Below are 15,559 nucleotides of genomic sequence, written 5' to 3'. Positions count from 1 at the left end.
ACATATTAAAGCGCCACAGGAATTTTACGTTTTTCTTTAAAATAAACCCATTCCCGGAAGCCGATCTCCTTCAGCATGGCTTTTACTTCTTCCCAATCATCGCCTACCCGCGAAGGTTTATGGGCATCCGAGCCAAAAGTGACCTCCACACCAAAATGGTGCGCTCTTTCTAAAATAGAAGCAGACGGGTACCATCCGCCACTCAGCTTGGTTTTACCTGAAGTGTTAATCTCAATCGCCACATTGGATTCCGCTATCACCCGTAAGGTTTCGTCAATAGCTTCATCGGCAGGAATGTCTGAAAAGGCAGGGAAATTCCCCTTCATGGCGTCAATATGCCCCAAAATCTGAAACATGCCGCTTCGCGCAGATTGCTGAATGAGCGCATAGTAGGCTTGTTTGACCTCGACTTTACGAGCGTCACTTAATTTTTTCCAACGGTTGCGATTAAAAATGCTGTCCCCTTCGACATTGTGGATCGACCCGATGAGGTAATCAAATGGATAAGGAGCCAAAGTGGAACGATACAATTCAGCATAGTCAGGGAAATAATCCGTTTCCAATCCAAGGAGCACGTCGATACGGCCCTCGTATTCCTTCTTAAGCTCCTGTACCTCTTTTACATATTCAGCAAGCTGTGACTTGGCCATATATATTTTAGGGAAAGCCTGATCCTTTTCACTGCATAAGAAAGGGGAATGGTCGGAAATACCAATAGCTTGTAAGCCTGACTGAATACCTGCTTCGATGTAATCCCGAATGTTGCCGTCTGCATGACCGCAGCGGAAATGATGGGTGTGCAGATCAAATTTCATAGACTGTCTTCCTTTCATAAGCAAGGTTTATATGTGTATGTTGTTCATAGCGAATTACGTTATTCAGAACTGGTGAAATTCGTCTCAGGCATCCCCTTCAGATCGCTTAAAAATTGCTGCATTGCTGAGTTTAGATATCGGCCGGATTTATAAATCACCCCTACCGGATGACTAACCTCCAACTCGGGGATATGGATCATTTTTAATGTACCTGTACGCAGTTCAGAAGTGACTGACAGTCTGGAAATGATGGCAGCACCAAGATTGATTTCGACCATCCGTTTGACTTCCTCGCTACTGGACAACTCGATCACGACATGGGGCACGATTTGGTGCTTTTTAAAAACATCGTCCACGAATTTCCGTCCTACCGTATCGGGAGAGAGCAGAATGAGCGGAATTTCCCGAAGGGCTTCAATGGTAGCGTGTGGTTGCGAGGCCAGCGGATGCGTAGGAGACACGACAAGTTCAAAGGAGTCATAATACAGGACCGAAGTGCTTAGATTAGGATTACGTTCGATCAGATAACCAATACCAACATCAATAAGTCCGTTCTCCACCTGCTGATAGATCATTGAGGAAGCCATGGATTGAATGGAGGTTTTGATGAGGGGGAACTGATCCTGAAAGTAGGAGAGCACACGCGGTAAAATTTGAATGGCGATGGATGTTGTGGTACCCAGCGCAATGTGGCCCTGCGGTGTTTCGTTCAGATCGTACAATCTCTGTCTTAATTCCTCAACAACCTCCAATATGCGCTCGGCGTGTTCCAAAAAAACAACTCCCCGGTCGGTCAGGGTGACGGGCTGGTTGCGGTCAATCAGAATGGTTTTGAACTCATCCTCCAGACTTTTGATTTGGGCGGACACCGCCGGCTGCGTCAAATTGAGAAGTTCTCCGGCTTTACGGAAGCTCATCGTTTTGGAAATCATGATAAGCGTTTCAAGTTGACTGATGTTCATGAAGTTCCTCCTCTCTTTTCTTTAGCTTGTCGCAGCTATATAGACTGAGTTTAGCCAATCTACTTGTTTATATGTAAAACCATCGTTATGCTTTATTTCATTAGATTATAGGTTATTCGAGCAGGAAGGGCAATGAATCGGAGCAATGCACCGTAAAGTGTGGTATATTGGGAAATAAAGACTAAAGTCCTGATATGCTTCAAAAATAACCAATCTAAATTCGGTGTGAAGCAAGGATATAGGACATTACTCACAATTTTTTGTGATTTAGCTATAAAAAATTGCCGGACTGCTGTCGATAAGTGATAGAGAGAGTATTTTATTACAGGTCGAGTCGTTAAACAGCGTTATTTAACTAAAAAACTCAAATTTAAATGGGACTTTTGTTGTGTGTCTAAAAGCCCATCGTAAAGGGGCGCAATGATCGTGAAGGCAGAAGTGATAAATCCTTTTTTGGAGTCGGCGAGACGGGTCATTGAACAGTTGATCCAAGTATCTCCTTTACCCGGAAATCTCGGTGTGAAAAATGTTGAGCTGGTGGACGACCACATTTGGATTATGATCGGGATGACCGGACAGCTTAGCGGAAATATTGTGTTCGGCCTGAATGAACAGGTGGCGCTACGTATGGTATCAGCGATGATGGGCGGATTTGTGTTGACTGAAATTGATGAAATGGGGAAAAGCGCGATTTCGGAATTGGGCAACATGATTAGTGGCAATGCCAGTACCATTTTGTCCAGCCAAGGAATTGTCGTGGATATCACCCCTCCGCAGGTCATGAAATCAGAAAACTTGACCACTTTCGTGCCACAGCGTGCCCTTTGTATTCCGCTTACGGTGGAAGGAATCGGTGAGCTGGATATTCAGGTGATGATCTCTTAATATTAAAGAAGTGAGTTTCTTTAATGTGGAGGGATGACCATGAGTACATTGCAGGATAAGGTAATTGTGATTACAGGTGCATCCAGTGGGATTGGCGCCCTTTGTGCTCAGTTGTTGAGCGCAAAGGGCGCAATCCCTATTTTAACAGCGCGCTCGCAGGAGCGACTGAAGCAAGTATCTGCGGGAATCAGCGGCAGGCATGAGCTGATTCCACTGGACGTTACCCGCCAGGAGCAGGTAGAGGCTGTTGCTGCACGAGTATTGGGAGAGTACGGACGGGTTGATATATTGCTCAACAATGCGGGGTACGGAAAGTTTGAGTATTTTAATGAAACCGCCCTGTCAGAGTTTGAGCAAATGATGGACGTGAACTATATGGGGGTTGTTCGCTGCATCAAGGCGTTTCTGCCGCAAATGACAGAGCGGAACGATGGGCAGATTGTGAATGTAGCATCAATGGCCGGAAAAATCGGAACAGCCAAATCGGCTTCTTATACAGCCACGAAGCATGCGTTGCTCGGTTTCAGCAATGCGCTCCGGCAAGAGCTGCGCGGAAGTGGAGTGACTGTAACGACGATTAACCCCGGACCGATTGATACCCCGTTCTTTGAGCTGGCAGATCCTTCAGGCGGTTATGTGCGGAATATTAGCTGGTTTATGCTGAAACCTGATAAGGTAGCACAGCATATCGTAAGAGCGATGGAGCTTCGCAAGGAGGAGGTTAATCTGCCACAGTGGGTATCTCCTTTTCTCAAGCTGTATCAGCTAGCTCCCAGACTGATCGACAGGCTGGGGCATGGCGTGATGAATAAGAAATAAAAGATGTCCCGTAGCCATTAGGCATGGCGAGGGACATCTTTTATTTTTGTGATTTGGTAACAGGGCTGTTTTCGCATATAATGGAGAGTAACGAATTTACGTATAGGGGTTGGACCTTTTCATGACATTGAATTTTGAAGCGCTCGGCGTTGAACAAGATCTGCTGGACAAACTGACCGAGCATGAAATTACACAGCCTTCGCCAGTTCAGGCAGAGGCTATACCGGAAATAATGAAGGGAAAGCATGTATTAGCGCGCTCACAAACCGGCACAGGCAAAACGCTGGCTTATTTGCTACCCCTGCTGCAAGCGATTGACCCACAGAAAAAGGCCACACAAAAGCTGATACTGGCTCCAAGCCAGGAGTTGGCCATGCAAATTGTACGTGAGGGTCAGCGCTACGGAGAGCATCGTGGAATCCGTGTATTGGGTCTGATCGGTGGGGCGGCTATCAAACGGCAAATTGAAAAGCTAAAGGATCACCCGCAGCTTGTGGTGGGCACACCAGGACGTGTACGGGAACTCATCGCTTCGAAAAAGCTGAAGATGCACAATATTACAACGATTGTCATCGATGAGGTGGATCAGATGTTCCAGCTCGGCGGAGCAGGCGATGTGACCAACATACTGGGCTCCGCCCAGCGTGATCGTCAATTGGTATTCCTGTCCGCAACGCTGAACGATGAAATCCAGGCGCTGGCAAAGCGGGAGATGCCGGATTACGTAGAAATCGGAATTGATCCTGACCAGAAGACGGCCAGTGGATTGGAACACTACTACTTTGTATCCGAAGAACGGGATAAGGTGGATATGCTGCGCCGTTTGGTACGTCATTTTAATCCGAGAAAAGCGCTAGTATTTGTGAATACGACCAATGCCATCGGAGAGATTGAAGCCAAGCTCAAGCACATGGGTCTAACTACGGCATCCTTGTATGGAGATGCGGATAAAGTCACGCGCAGCAACGTGTTGGCCCGATTCCGCGAGGACAAGCTCAAAGTGCTGGTCGCTTCCGATGTGGCAGCCCGTGGTCTGGATATTGAAGGACTTGAAATGGTCATTCATTTTGACCCGGCTACAGATAGTCAAGCTTATGTTCACCGCGCAGGGCGGACAGGACGTATGGGACGCAAAGGATTAGTAGTGTCGGTGGTGACCGACCGCGAAACATTTATCATGCGTAAGTTTTCTCGTGAACTGGGGATTGACATTGCAGAGCGTGCGCTTTATGGAGGTCGAGTTGTGGTGCCGCGTCCGGCCGATGCCAAGCGTGCCCCTGTAAGGCCATCTGAAACCAGATCCATGTCTGATGGAGCGTCGACGGAAAACCGCAAAGCACCTGTTCGGAATGATAGCGGCCGTCCAGGCAGGAATTCTGTGAACGGTTCAGCTCCAGGCAAGAGCAAAGGAGCAGCTTTATCCAAGGCAGGAAAGGCACAGCGTGAGCGTGATCGCAAAAACAAGGGTGCGCCAAGATGGCTGAAGGAAAAAGGATCAAAACCGAACAAATAAGGGAGAAGAGGGGGAGCCATGGAACAACAGCCTGTGTTGCAAATTAACGGACTGACCGGTGGGTACAGTGCCAAGCGTCCAGTGCTGCATCAGATTACGCTTGATGTGAGGCCGGGTGAAATGGTGGGACTGATCGGTCTGAACGGGGCCGGGAAAAGTACGACCATGAAGCATATTTTGGGACTAATGACACCGCAGGCAGGAGAAATTCGCGTGCAGGGGCATAAGCAGGATGAGAATCCCGAAGCGTATCAGGGAGCTATTGCTTTTGTACCCGAAGCTCCAGAACTGTATCCTGAAATGACAGTGATGGAGCATATGGAGTTTACGGCCAGAGCGTACGGGGTCAGCGAGGCAGATTTCCGTACGCGCAGTGATCAAATGCTGGACTTGTTCCGCATGCGGGATAAAAGTGGAAGTATGTCGATGCATCTCTCCAAAGGGATGCGCCAAAAAGTGATGATTATGTGCGCATTTTTAGCAGGACCGCCGCTGTATGTCATCGATGAGCCTTTTTTGGGATTGGACCCGCTTGGCATTCGCTCCTTGCTTGATTTTATGTTGGAGATGAAGCGTTCGGGCTCGTCTATTTTGCTCAGTTCTCATATTTTGTCTACGATTGAAAATTATTGCGATCGCTTCATTGTGCTTCATCAGGGTGCCATCATCGCACAGGGTACGCTGGACGAAGTGACAGCACAAGCGGGTAAGCCGGGCATGCCGCTGGAAGATGCATTTTATGAGCTGGTACAAGGCAGGGAATGAGCATGGATTTGCAACGTTTGCATAAAGAAAGACGTGTAGCGTTCTGGGGACAGGTGCTGCCTTATCTGGGCTATGTCATTCAGAGCGGCCTAGCGGTAGTCTTCGGCTTTGCGCTGATTGCCTTTGCCGCATGGTACACGTCCTTACTGATGCATATTCCGCCGGATTTGCCCATCCGCTGGATTATGCTTATTGTAGCTATTCCAATTGCTCATGCGAGCTTTCGAACGTATTTGGATGCAGCCGATATTGTCTTTCTTCGTCCGCAGGAGCACGCGATGCACCAGTATTTTAAGGCCAGCCGGATTCGGGGCGTGGTGTATAAAATATTCGGTCTGCTGCTGCTGACGATTATCTTGTGGCCGCTGTATATCCGCAGTGATGCTGCGCCTAAGCCGCTGCTACTGACTCTGCTGCTGCTCGTGCTGCTGAAGCTGCTATTCAGCTACGGTGGCTGGCAAGAGCTTCGCATGGTATCGGTTGGCGGCAGTGTAGGCTATCGTCTGCTGCGGTGGGTGCTGGCTGTGCTGACGGTAGCCGCTTGGCTATGGCAGCCTCCGCTACACAGCTTGCCATTTATCCTATTGGTCGGCGTGGTATATGTGCTTGTGCTGCGTTTGCCGGTCAAACTGCTAGTGGCTTGGGAAAAACTGATCCGCACAGAGGGGATGCAGGCTGCTCGCGTGATGCGTACGTTGGGCTGGTTTGTTGATGTACCTGCCCTTACGCAGAGAGTGACGCCACGCCGCTGGCTGTCCTGGCTGGGGGGTAACATACCCTGGAACAGAAGGGGAGCATACCGTTATTTGTTATTCAAAACGTTCTTGCGTACAGAGCCAGCAGGCATTGTCATTCGGCTTGGCATTCTGGGTCTATTAATTATATACATCACCCATGCTGGTTGGATCGGGATTGCCGTATATTTATTTTTCATATTCCTCATAGGTGTTCAGATTACTTCATTAAGACAGTACCACAAGGATTCGTTGTGGCTTCAGCTATATCCGATTCCTGTGCATAGTCGCCGTGCGTCTTTTCTTGACTTTGTTGTTCGGTTGACGCTGCCGGCTGCTGTGGTGCTATGGCTTCCTTTTCTAGCCAAAGGAACGGAAGATCTGCTGACTACATTGCTCACATTGGTTGGGGGAGTTCTGGTTGTGTTGCTGATTCGAGGCACTCAAGCCAAAAAATGGCGTTTGGACGGACAAGATGAGGAAGAAGTGTGATCCAGATCTGGGTGAATAAAGGAAAGGCTAATCCGCCAAGCAGCAAAAGCTGAGCTGTCTGCGAATTAGCCTTTTTTTGTGCATTTGCTGCTATGGTAGTCGTGGGTGCAGATATCGTTTGCTTAGATGAAGATTGTTTTGCTGATGATAACTAACAAAATGAACAGTACCAAAATGGTTCCTGTGCTTGTGAATGCTCCGTAACCACCATAACCGCCTCTTGTTTCTTCTGCTCCCATGCTCATTCTCCTCTCGGTCATTGTGATAAAGGATACATCGTATCTTATGAAGTGGGTTTTCGGATTGCGTGGGCCAATGCTCAGGTGCGTTGCCGAATCGCCCTATATTTTTCATCAGTTCCAGGAGATGAGAGAGGAAAAGGTACGTATTATCGAGAATAGAAGAAGTATGTAATCATTATCACTTAGAAAGTGGGAAGGACGAGATGCTGGTAGATAAGCTGCTCGTAAACATATTTCTTGTGTTTGTACCGTTACTCGTATACAGTGCTTTGTCGGATCATCGGCATAAGAAGCATGCCCCGTTGCTTATGGGAGGGGTGCTGGGTGTTTCTTCAGTGCTTTGCCTTATATTTTCGTACATTTGGTACGGATTATATTGGGATCTTCGGTATGTTCCTTTGATTCTTTCAGTTTTATATTTTGGTCCTAAGGCAGGGCTAATGAATGTGACGCTAATGGTAATGGCTCGTATGTATGTAGGCCCTGAGTCTATGGTGGTGGGGCTTCCGAGCATGATGTTGTGTTATTTGGGACCTCTCTTGGTAAGAAAAAAATTTATGCAGCTCAAAAGTATGTTGCTTCGAGTGGGCATGAATATGGTAATGAGTATATGGATCACTGGGGTCATGCTGATTTTTCTTTTGATACATTCTTGGATCAATGGCAGACTGGATGAGGATGAGATTGAGCTGATTCGCTCAATACTCTGGTTCGGTGTGATTCAATTCTTAAGTATTGGAGCCTCTTCTTTCTGGATGGAGTTTAGTTTGGAGCGGGAAGAAATGAGAAGAAAAATTAAATATGCCGAGCGTCTGAATACGTTGGGTGAACTGGCAGCCTCTATGGCTCATGAAGTACGGAATCCTTTAACAGTGGTAAAAGGGTTCCTGCAAATGGTTCAGTCAGGATTAGAAGGGAAAAATCGCAGATATGTTGCTTTGGCACTGGCAGAGGTGGATCGGGCTGAAAGAATTATTAGCGATTATTTGAACTTGTCCAGACCACAGATCGGGAACACAGAACGGATGGACCTTTCGGGCATGGTTGAACAGATCGTTTTACTTCTGAAACCAATGGCAACCAAGCAAGGCGTAAGGCTGTATACAGAGCTAAGGAATGAAATTTACGTACATACAGATCGTAACCAACTGTTACAGGCGTTAATACATGTGACAAAAAATGCGATTGAAGCTGCGGAAGACGGGGGCAGGGTATACATAAAGCTGGCAATTCAGGAAGAACAGGCATGTCTGAGTATCAGGGATACTGGAAAAGGCATGAGCCAGGAGCATCTCGAACGAGTAGGGACTTTGTTTTTTTCGACCAAAGAGGTAGGGACAGGGCTGGGAACCGTCGTTTCTTTTCGAATCATTGAAGCTATGAACGGGAGTATACGCTATGAAAGTGAACCTGGAGTCGGAACGAAGGTCGTCATTCTGCTGCCACTGGCAGAGGAATCTCTGCTCGCTGCGGAAGGATAAACTGTTTGGATGGATGTGACTATGGTTCAAGCCAGCAAAAAGCGGTATGCCCTGATATCCGGCATACCGCTGATTTATGCTATATATTTAACCTGATACAGCTTAGGCGTTCAACAAATCTTGTGCACCACGATACACAATATCATACAGGTCTTCTAGATACTCTTCTTCGATACAGGAGAATGCGATACGAAGATCGTATTCACCCAGTGCAATTGTCCCTACTCCATATTGTTCCAGCAAATGTGTACGTAGTCGTTCAGCAGACAAGCCGTTCAGCTTGAGACACATAAAATAGCCTGAATTAAAAGGATAGTAGCTCCATACATCTCCGTATTTTCCGCTATCGAGCAACGCTTTGACTTTATTAGCCCGCCCCTTCATAATTTGGAACTTTTCATTTTTTTGCTGTTCAAAATCAGGTGATTTAAGTGCATCCAGTACGAAGGTTTGAGACGGGTGAGGACCGCTCGAAATCGTTGCCCGGATAATCCCTAGTGTTTTTTGTTCCAGTGCGCTCAGTACATCTTGATGCTCCGAAGCAAAGGTAATAAATCCGACACGGAAGCCCCAAACGAATTCTTCTTTGGTAGCTCCGTCAATTTTGACTGGTAAAATTCTCGGGTGAAGTCCGGCTAGCTGACCGAATAGTGATTCATGCAGGGAGTCCTCAAAGAACAGGCCAAAATAAGCGTCATCTGTCACAACTACGACATTGATGCCTGCTTCAGCCGCTTCCTGAATGGCAGCAACAATTTCTTTACCCTCCTCAATGCCCGGTGTGTAGCCTGTCGGGTTGTTCGGGAAGTTCAGTACAACGATCGCTTTGCCGTATTCTTTCTGCGCCAATAGTGCGTCGCGTAATCCCTCACTATTAAAACGGTAATCCTCTGTGAATAACGTGAAATTCACTAAGCGTCCATGACGGCGAATACCGAAAGTCAGTTCATAGTTTTCCCAGTTTTTATCCGGATAAATGACAGCATCTCCTTCATCCGTAAACAGGTCGGCAACAATGCTCAAACCGTGGGTCAGCGCGTTCGTAACTACAGGGAGGCCGTAACCTTTTCCAGCCAGCGAAGGGTTTTCCTTTAGCATTTTTTCACGCCATACGCTACGAAGTTCAGGCTTGCCCGCCGGAGGAGCGTAAGGATATAAATCCTTGGGGCTATAAGCGGACAGCTTTTCCTGAATAACCTCCAAATGCATAGGGCCATTGCCTTCAGTAGCAATCCCGATCGTAGCATTATATTTTTTGGCAAGTTTCCCTGCTTCGGCAGATTGACTCAAAATCCCTTCCTTTGGAAAATAAATCTCTTTACCTAAAAGAGAAAGCATTTGATATACATGCTCGTTGCCTGTCTGAATGTTTTGATTTAACTGCGCTGCCAGTGGATTCATTCCCGTTTCATCCTTCCAAGTCATTTTGATTACATATTATAGCATTACACACGGTAAGCGTCACGCACAAGCATCAGGGGCCGCAAAAGCGGATTTTTTGCTTAATCGTGGCGCTGCGCTTATATTATAAAATGACGGGATAACAGGACAACCAGAGATGAACAAAAGGAGGTGCAGATTTTGCTGGATACATCTGCGTCATCGTTTATCCTGCTGCCGGCCTTTGCCAAAATCGTGTGCGAGCCGGGCTGGAAATGGCAGGTACGCGAGAAGCCGATGCCAAACTATGATTTATTTTATGTATGGAGCGGAGAAGGAACGGTTGTATTAAATGGGGAAGCCTATCCGGTGAGCAAGGGCAGCTGCTTTCTGTTCAAGCCAGGAGACGATACCCGTGCCACACATAATCCGCAAAAGCCGCTCATACTTACTTATATTCATTTTGATCTCACCGAGCAACCCAAGCAAATTCCAGCGAGCTACCGTATGCTGGAGGAAACGTTCGAGGTGGAGCACATGCTTGCCAGATATGTCCGTCTGCGTCTGGAACGTGCCTATGGAGCTGACGAGGAAGGCAGGCTGATCCTGAAGCAACTGATGATTCATCTGCTGCGTGCAGACCGTAAGGAACCGCAGGAGCAACAGGCCAGTAACCAGCTGACCGAGGTCATTCGAGAAACGGCCAATTATGTGCGCCAGCATCCTGGACTTCCTCATCGCGTTGAGGATTTGGCAGCACGGGCAGGGCTGTCACCGCGTTATTTTTCGATAAAATTCAAGGAGCTGCTGGGTGTTTCCGTGCAATCTCATATTATCAGCATGCGGATTGAGCGCGCGCAGCATTTATTGCTGCATGCCGGAATGAATGTAACCGAGGTGGCAGAGGCTCTGGGGTACCGTGACATCTTTTTCTTCAGCCGCCAATTTAAGCAGTATACAGGAAAAAGTCCGTCTGAAATTCGATAAGGCTATTAACGCATGACGAATGCAAAAGATAATGAAAAAGAACCCGAGCAGTTACGCTGGGTCCTTTTTCATTTTTTTGTTACAATCCGTCATTTAGGCTTTGGAATCGTGCCGAAAGCTACCAAGACGTTGTCCCATTTTCACCACATCCCCCAGCTTCAATGCGGGGTCGGGCTCAAACGTGTCGTTTTCAGTTAGCAAAACGACGGTTGAGCCAAATTCGAAATAGGCGAGGTCGTCGCCTTTTGTCCATGAGACCGCTTTTTCATCTGTATATTTGATGCTGCTCACATTCATTGCGCCAACCTTGACGACCGCGACTTCACCATATTCGTGGGCAATGTACGTAATCTGTCGTTCATTGCGGCTAAGAACTCCCCTCATATGCTGCAAGCCGAAGTCATTCACTGGATATACTTTGCCGCGCAGATGCTCCTTCTCAACCAGTGTACCGGATACCGGTGCATGAATGCGATGGTAATCTGTCGGGCTCAGATAAAGCACAAAAGCATAGCCGTGTGTGTATTTCTCGAGACGTGGAGAGCGATTAAGAAGTTCTTCCAGCGTATAGTCCTGTCCCTTGACATTCAAAAGAGTGCCGGACGTAATTGGGCCGGTAAAAGTAATCCGTGCATCCACCGGACTGGTCATCACCTCGGCGTTCGTATCAATCGGGCGCATGCCCGCTTTTAATTTGCGTGTAAAATAGGCGTTCAGGGAGCGGTATTCTTTCCAATCCTGTTCCGCCTCATGCGTCTGGATCTGGTACGTACGTATAAAGGTGGGGATAAAAAGTCGGCTTGCACCGCTTTGCGCGAAGGAGCCCACAATCCGGCACACCCACTTGCGCGATGATAGCTCCGTCATAAGCCGCAGCCACTGTTTTGCCATTACAGATCCCCCTTGTTCATATCCGAGCCGTCTTGGCCGGAACCTGTCCGGCCGCTCTGAACTATATTGACACAGAATGTGACGTAAATCAATACAGGGGGCGGTCGGGTGAACGTTCGGTACCTGATGAAGACAGTCGTTCGAGAAGCCAGCGGGCGTGAGCCATCGGCTGAGCGTACGTTTCTTTCCAGATATTAATCATACCTGCCTGGTTGAAGCCATAGCGCTGATCACGACCATTGCATTCGATGAAAACAATCTTGCCTTCATGCGTAATGCCCAGATCCAGTCCGACATCGGCGAGACGGGGCAGGTGTTGTGCCAACCGATGGACGATTTGCAAGGAGAGTCTCTCTAGCTCATTCATCAGCCGGGCTATGTTTGAGTTTTGAACTGTCTCTGTTCGTGATAACACCTCGGGGAGGGAACGTGCCGTACCGCCTTGGGCTACATTGGAGACAAAAGTGTGGGATGGTGCAATTTTGGCAAACATGCCTGTCACCCCCCAAATTCCGCCATATCCGCGCTGAACCGTCACACGGATATCGAATGGACGATTGTCGCACAGAGCAAGCGGAATGGTTCGCTGTACGATATGAGGCACATGCATCAGTCGCTTATGCAGAAATAAAGGGAGTTCTCCGACATTTAACCGCAGGGTGGACCAACGTTCAGGTATCGTTGGATGAGCGCATTGCAATGTCCAGCTTCCGCTGGAATGCTTCAGCCGCATAATCCCTCTACCCACGCTGCCGCTGCTAGGTTTAATTACAACATCCCCCGTCTGCTCCATTAAGGTACGGATGGAGGACAGGTTGCCCTGTAATGTTTTGGGGAGGTGGGGGTGCAGCAGAGGGTCTTCCTGTAGAATTGCATGTATATGATCTTTGCGAAAACGATTTTGTTCATTAAAAATATAAAATCCCTTGTGTACCAACTTGTTGATGTCGCGGGCATTTTCATTTTGCCGATAGAGAGTCCGATTGTGGATGACTGGCGGCAACGGGAGAGTCATCTGCCGATACTCGTTGCCGTTTTTAACAAAAGCCCGGCATGTTCCGGTCGATATATGAATATCTTCCAGACGAAGAAAGCAGGGGATTAACTCGTGGCTTAATCCGGCCTCTTCGTAATTGGCGATGGATTCATATCGCGTCTTCATGACGGGAATGCCCCGATAAGTTACCGGGTTGAGCATGACGCCGACATGCAACATGAGTATGTCCGCCCTCCTTATCGTCATTCCAACTGACCATACTATGGTTCTAGTCCATCATATGTATCAAAGGTCGGCCAGGCATGGACGCTAGCCTTGCGGTATGCCCAAAGTAGAAGCCAGGCACCTTTCAGAGCAGGGAACGATATGATACAAGATGAGTGTTGAAGGGTCAAGGAATAAGGTGAGGAAAGTAGGTAAGGTGATGCAGAGACTGAAGGTAGCAGTCATTACACCGGGCTCTTTTGTTATACCTTCGCCTCGCAGCAGTTCAGTGGAGCGGGTAATTGCTCACATGGTACCGCTAGCTAGCCATAAGCTTCAGGCGCAGATCTATGGCATAAAAGGGGCAGAAACACCGGATCACGGCGATATTGACGGAATTCCTTGTATGCGCTATACGCGGGGAGCAAGTTATATTCGCGAGGTAATTGCTGATTTGAAGAGATGGTTACCTGCGGTAATCGATGTACACAACCGCCCCGCATTTGCGTATGCCATTCGCGAGGCATTGCCCGATCGCAAAGTTGTGCTGACTTTGCATTCCACCACGTTCATCCGGGAGCCTCACCTCAAACGAAAGGACATGGGTAGGATACTGCTCGCGATGAATCGCATTATTGTGAACAGTGCGTATTTGGGGGCAACTGTGGCCGCTGACAGTCCCGATGCGGTCAGGGAACGCATCGTCATCAACAAGCTGGGGATTCATCCCGGCGATTTCCTACCACGGTGGACCCCTGCAGCAGAAGCGCTCAGGTCGGCGCGATTGGACGATTTCGGCTGGTCTGGCCGCCGAATCGTGTTATATGCAGGCAGATTGATGCCAGGGAAGGGAGCTCATCGGCTGCTGAACGCCCTCCGCCGTGTCGTCCATACCTGTCCGGACGTGTTGCTGCTCATAGCCGGTAGCGCCTATTATGGTCACGACCGTCTCACGCCGTACACGGCGGCATTGCATCGGCAGATACGTAAACTAAGGCTGGAGAGGCATGTGCGCTTTCTGGGCTATGTGCCGCATCCGGCATTGGCCTCGTTATATCAGTTAGCCGATGTGACGGCTGTTCCTTCAATTGAAGCTGAAGCCTTCGGGCTGGTCAATCTCGAAGCCATGGCGGCAGGAGTGCCTGTGGTAGCATCACGAATCGGTGGTATTCCGGAGGTTATACAGCACGGGAAGACAGGCTGCCTTGTGTACCCCTCACGCGGTGAGCAAGAAATGGCTGACGCCATCATTAGGTTGCTCAAGCAGCCCGGATTACGGCAGCAGATGGGAGAAGCCGGGCTGGACGAGGTGCGGAGACAATTTTTATGGCAGCACTCTGCACAACGCTGGGCTCAAATCATAACAGACTGCGCAACGGAGTGACATGGTCGTGGTTACGTGCATAGGCTACCTCATAGGCATTAGGCCATGATTCCCACCTGGGTGAACGAAGCGGAGCGCCCGCTGTTCACTCTTGTGTCAAAGGAGCGGTCATCATGAACCATCGCACGAACCCTAGCCCTAAGGATAAAAAAATAGCACGGCGTAACCTTTCCAATACAGTTCCCTCTCCCCGTGTAAGCAAGGAGAAGGCGACATCGCCTGCTGGCCGTCACAGAACCACTCATCGTGGAACGACAAGTGCAGCTGTCCCTGTAGAGAAGGATCCACCGATTCAAGCTATAGAGGAAGCAGCATGGAGAAAGCATAAGCTTCCCAAAACGCTGGAAGAAGCGATGCAGATGAATCGAGCCTCTGTGCTGCTGTTGTCTGTGCCTGAGTCAGATACCGAATACGGAACGGATAACGACATGACGTCTATGAAGGCGGAAGATCAGAACGAGCAAGATTCACTACTGGATTGTTCCATAACCAGTATTCATATCGCGGAAGGAAGACAGCGTCCAAAGCAGCGAATGCAATTGCCTGAGCAAGATCTAGCTTTTCACAAAGCGACTTCACCCCAATGTGGCAGCATTTCTTTTTATCTACCTGCACAGGCGGTTACAGGTGAAGTAAACGTTGGATTTGAGAAGCCCTTTATAGACACACAATATGTCATCACCGCTAATGCGAGCGTACCGGGAGTGACGGTGTCTGTTACACAGCGCCAGAGGAATTCAGCAGTGCTTACGGTGGAACGCAGACAATCGGGTCAGATATGTGAGGGATGGATTCTCTGGATTGCGATGGGGACATCATAGATAATAAATATATACAGCTTTTATTTATGATCATGTTAGAACACCTCAGACACTGAAACAGGGATGAAAAAACGCTGTTCTTTCCTATAACTATAAGGAAAGAACAGCGTTTTTTTACTTATGTCTAATAGGCAGAGCTTAATAGCCAAAGGTTAAATCGAGCGGAAGTAAAGGAGCCATCAGAATT

Annotated in this window: 15 protein-coding genes; 9 read left to right on the top strand and 6 right to left on the bottom strand. The window is 48.4% G+C overall.

Translation table 11 applies throughout. The annotated features are described in order from the left end of the window. Positions 1-5: 5 nt before the first annotated feature. Complete coding sequence (locus tag ACQQ6X_RS19925; protein ID WP_305166738.1) at positions 6-815, bottom strand: histidinol-phosphatase; 810 nt, start codon at positions 813-815, stop codon at positions 6-8. 59 nt (positions 816-874) lie between these two features. Next, entirely contained in the window at positions 875-1,777 is a 903-nt protein-coding gene (locus tag ACQQ6X_RS19920; RefSeq protein ID WP_016820048.1) for a LysR family transcriptional regulator, read from the bottom strand. Between the two features lie 426 nt (positions 1,778-2,203). Between ACQQ6X_RS19920 and ACQQ6X_RS19915 the strand changes: the two genes are divergently transcribed. The 5 genes from ACQQ6X_RS19915 to ACQQ6X_RS19895 all read left to right on the top strand — a co-directional run bounded on the left by ACQQ6X_RS19915 (position 2,204) and on the right by ACQQ6X_RS19895 (position 6,985). Next, on the top strand, positions 2,204-2,662 hold the full coding sequence (locus ACQQ6X_RS19915; RefSeq protein WP_305166737.1) for a chemotaxis protein CheX: 459 nt from the start codon (positions 2,204-2,206) through the stop codon (positions 2,660-2,662). 39 nt (positions 2,663-2,701) lie between these two features. Continuing rightward, entirely contained in the window at positions 2,702-3,481 is a 780-nt protein-coding gene (locus tag ACQQ6X_RS19910) for an SDR family NAD(P)-dependent oxidoreductase (RefSeq protein WP_305166736.1), read from the top strand. A 121-nt stretch (positions 3,482-3,602) separates the two neighbouring features. Next, positions 3,603-4,994 carry a DEAD/DEAH box helicase gene (locus tag ACQQ6X_RS19905; protein ID WP_305166735.1) on the top strand — a complete coding sequence of 464 codons (1,392 nt, stop codon included), beginning with the start codon at positions 3,603-3,605 and terminating at the stop codon, positions 4,992-4,994. A gap of 18 nt (positions 4,995-5,012) precedes the next feature. Continuing rightward, a complete protein-coding gene (locus tag ACQQ6X_RS19900; RefSeq protein ID WP_305166734.1) occupies positions 5,013-5,759 on the top strand; it encodes an ABC transporter ATP-binding protein in 747 nt (248 codons plus the stop codon). A gap of 2 nt (positions 5,760-5,761) precedes the next feature. Further along, complete coding sequence (locus tag ACQQ6X_RS19895; RefSeq protein ID WP_305166733.1) at positions 5,762-6,985, top strand: ABC transporter permease; 1,224 nt, start codon at positions 5,762-5,764, stop codon at positions 6,983-6,985. Between the two features lie 122 nt (positions 6,986-7,107). Here ACQQ6X_RS19895 and ACQQ6X_RS19890 read toward each other — a convergent pair whose 3' ends face one another. Continuing rightward, complete coding sequence (locus ACQQ6X_RS19890; RefSeq protein WP_023990126.1) at positions 7,108-7,224, bottom strand: hypothetical protein; 117 nt, start codon at positions 7,222-7,224, stop codon at positions 7,108-7,110. A 206-nt stretch (positions 7,225-7,430) separates the two neighbouring features. On the opposite strand from ACQQ6X_RS19890, the gene ACQQ6X_RS19885 reads away from it, so the two are divergent. Beyond that, positions 7,431-8,708 (top strand): ATP-binding protein, encoded by a 1,278-nt coding sequence (locus ACQQ6X_RS19885; RefSeq protein WP_305166732.1) that lies wholly within the window; start codon positions 7,431-7,433, stop codon positions 8,706-8,708. Positions 8,709-8,810: 102 nt separating this feature from the next. Here the strand turns inward: ACQQ6X_RS19885 and ACQQ6X_RS19880 are convergent, their stop codons facing one another. Next, on the bottom strand, positions 8,811-10,109 hold the full coding sequence (locus ACQQ6X_RS19880; RefSeq protein ID WP_305166731.1) for an aminotransferase class I/II-fold pyridoxal phosphate-dependent enzyme: 1,299 nt from the start codon (positions 10,107-10,109) through the stop codon (positions 8,811-8,813). A 180-nt stretch (positions 10,110-10,289) separates the two neighbouring features. On the opposite strand from ACQQ6X_RS19880, the gene ACQQ6X_RS19875 reads away from it, so the two are divergent. Continuing rightward, entirely contained in the window at positions 10,290-11,075 is a 786-nt protein-coding gene (locus tag ACQQ6X_RS19875; protein WP_016820055.1) for a helix-turn-helix domain-containing protein, read from the top strand. Positions 11,076-11,168: 93 nt separating this feature from the next. Here ACQQ6X_RS19875 and asd read toward each other — a convergent pair whose 3' ends face one another. Then, positions 11,169-11,966 (bottom strand): archaetidylserine decarboxylase, encoded by a 798-nt coding sequence (gene asd, locus ACQQ6X_RS19870; protein ID WP_305166730.1) that lies wholly within the window; start codon positions 11,964-11,966, stop codon positions 11,169-11,171. 88 nt (positions 11,967-12,054) lie between these two features. After that, positions 12,055-13,182, bottom strand: a complete 1,128-nt coding sequence (locus tag ACQQ6X_RS19865; protein ID WP_305166729.1) for a YheC/YheD family protein — start codon at positions 13,180-13,182, stop codon at positions 12,055-12,057. 205 nt (positions 13,183-13,387) lie between these two features. Between ACQQ6X_RS19865 and ACQQ6X_RS19860 the strand changes: the two genes are divergently transcribed. After that, positions 13,388-14,551, top strand: a complete 1,164-nt coding sequence (locus ACQQ6X_RS19860) for a glycosyltransferase family 4 protein (RefSeq protein ID WP_305166728.1) — start codon at positions 13,388-13,390, stop codon at positions 14,549-14,551. A gap of 113 nt (positions 14,552-14,664) precedes the next feature. Then, complete coding sequence (locus ACQQ6X_RS19855) at positions 14,665-15,372, top strand: WIAG-tail domain (RefSeq protein WP_305166727.1); 708 nt, start codon at positions 14,665-14,667, stop codon at positions 15,370-15,372. Positions 15,373-15,559 lie beyond the last annotated feature (187 nt).

The sequence above is a fragment of the Paenibacillus ottowii genome, assembly GCF_050516475.1.
GTDB lineage: Bacteria > Bacillota > Bacilli > Paenibacillales > Paenibacillaceae > Paenibacillus > Paenibacillus ottowii.
Note: the sequence above shows the minus strand (reverse complement) of the source record. Positions and strands in the feature narration are given on the sequence as shown.

Excerpts from the sequence above, each read along its gene's own strand:
- ACQQ6X_RS19905 (WP_305166735.1), top strand. The coding sequence starts at position 3,603 with ATGACATTGAATTTTGAAGCGCTCGGCGTTGAACAAGATCTGCTGGAC.
- ACQQ6X_RS19925 (WP_305166738.1), bottom strand. The coding sequence starts at position 815 with ATGAAATTTGATCTGCACACCCATCATTTCCGCTGCGGTCATGCAGAC.
- ACQQ6X_RS19860 (WP_305166728.1), top strand. The coding sequence starts at position 13,388 with ATGCAGAGACTGAAGGTAGCAGTCATTACACCGGGCTCTTTTGTTATA.
- ACQQ6X_RS19865 (WP_305166729.1), bottom strand. The coding sequence starts at position 13,182 with ATGTTGCATGTCGGCGTCATGCTCAACCCGGTAACTTATCGGGGCATT.
- ACQQ6X_RS19890 (WP_023990126.1), bottom strand. The coding sequence starts at position 7,224 with ATGGGAGCAGAAGAAACAAGAGGCGGTTATGGTGGTTACGGAGCATTC.
- ACQQ6X_RS19900 (WP_305166734.1), top strand. The coding sequence starts at position 5,013 with ATGGAACAACAGCCTGTGTTGCAAATTAACGGACTGACCGGTGGGTAC.
- ACQQ6X_RS19895 (WP_305166733.1), top strand. The coding sequence starts at position 5,762 with ATGGATTTGCAACGTTTGCATAAAGAAAGACGTGTAGCGTTCTGGGGA.
- ACQQ6X_RS19855 (WP_305166727.1), top strand. The coding sequence starts at position 14,665 with ATGAACCATCGCACGAACCCTAGCCCTAAGGATAAAAAAATAGCACGG.
- ACQQ6X_RS19885 (WP_305166732.1), top strand. The coding sequence starts at position 7,431 with ATGCTGGTAGATAAGCTGCTCGTAAACATATTTCTTGTGTTTGTACCG.
- ACQQ6X_RS19880 (WP_305166731.1), bottom strand. The coding sequence starts at position 10,109 with ATGAATCCACTGGCAGCGCAGTTAAATCAAAACATTCAGACAGGCAAC.
- ACQQ6X_RS19920 (WP_016820048.1), bottom strand. The coding sequence starts at position 1,777 with ATGAACATCAGTCAACTTGAAACGCTTATCATGATTTCCAAAACGATG.
- asd (WP_305166730.1), bottom strand. The coding sequence starts at position 11,966 with ATGGCAAAACAGTGGCTGCGGCTTATGACGGAGCTATCATCGCGCAAG.
- ACQQ6X_RS19910 (WP_305166736.1), top strand. The coding sequence starts at position 2,702 with ATGAGTACATTGCAGGATAAGGTAATTGTGATTACAGGTGCATCCAGT.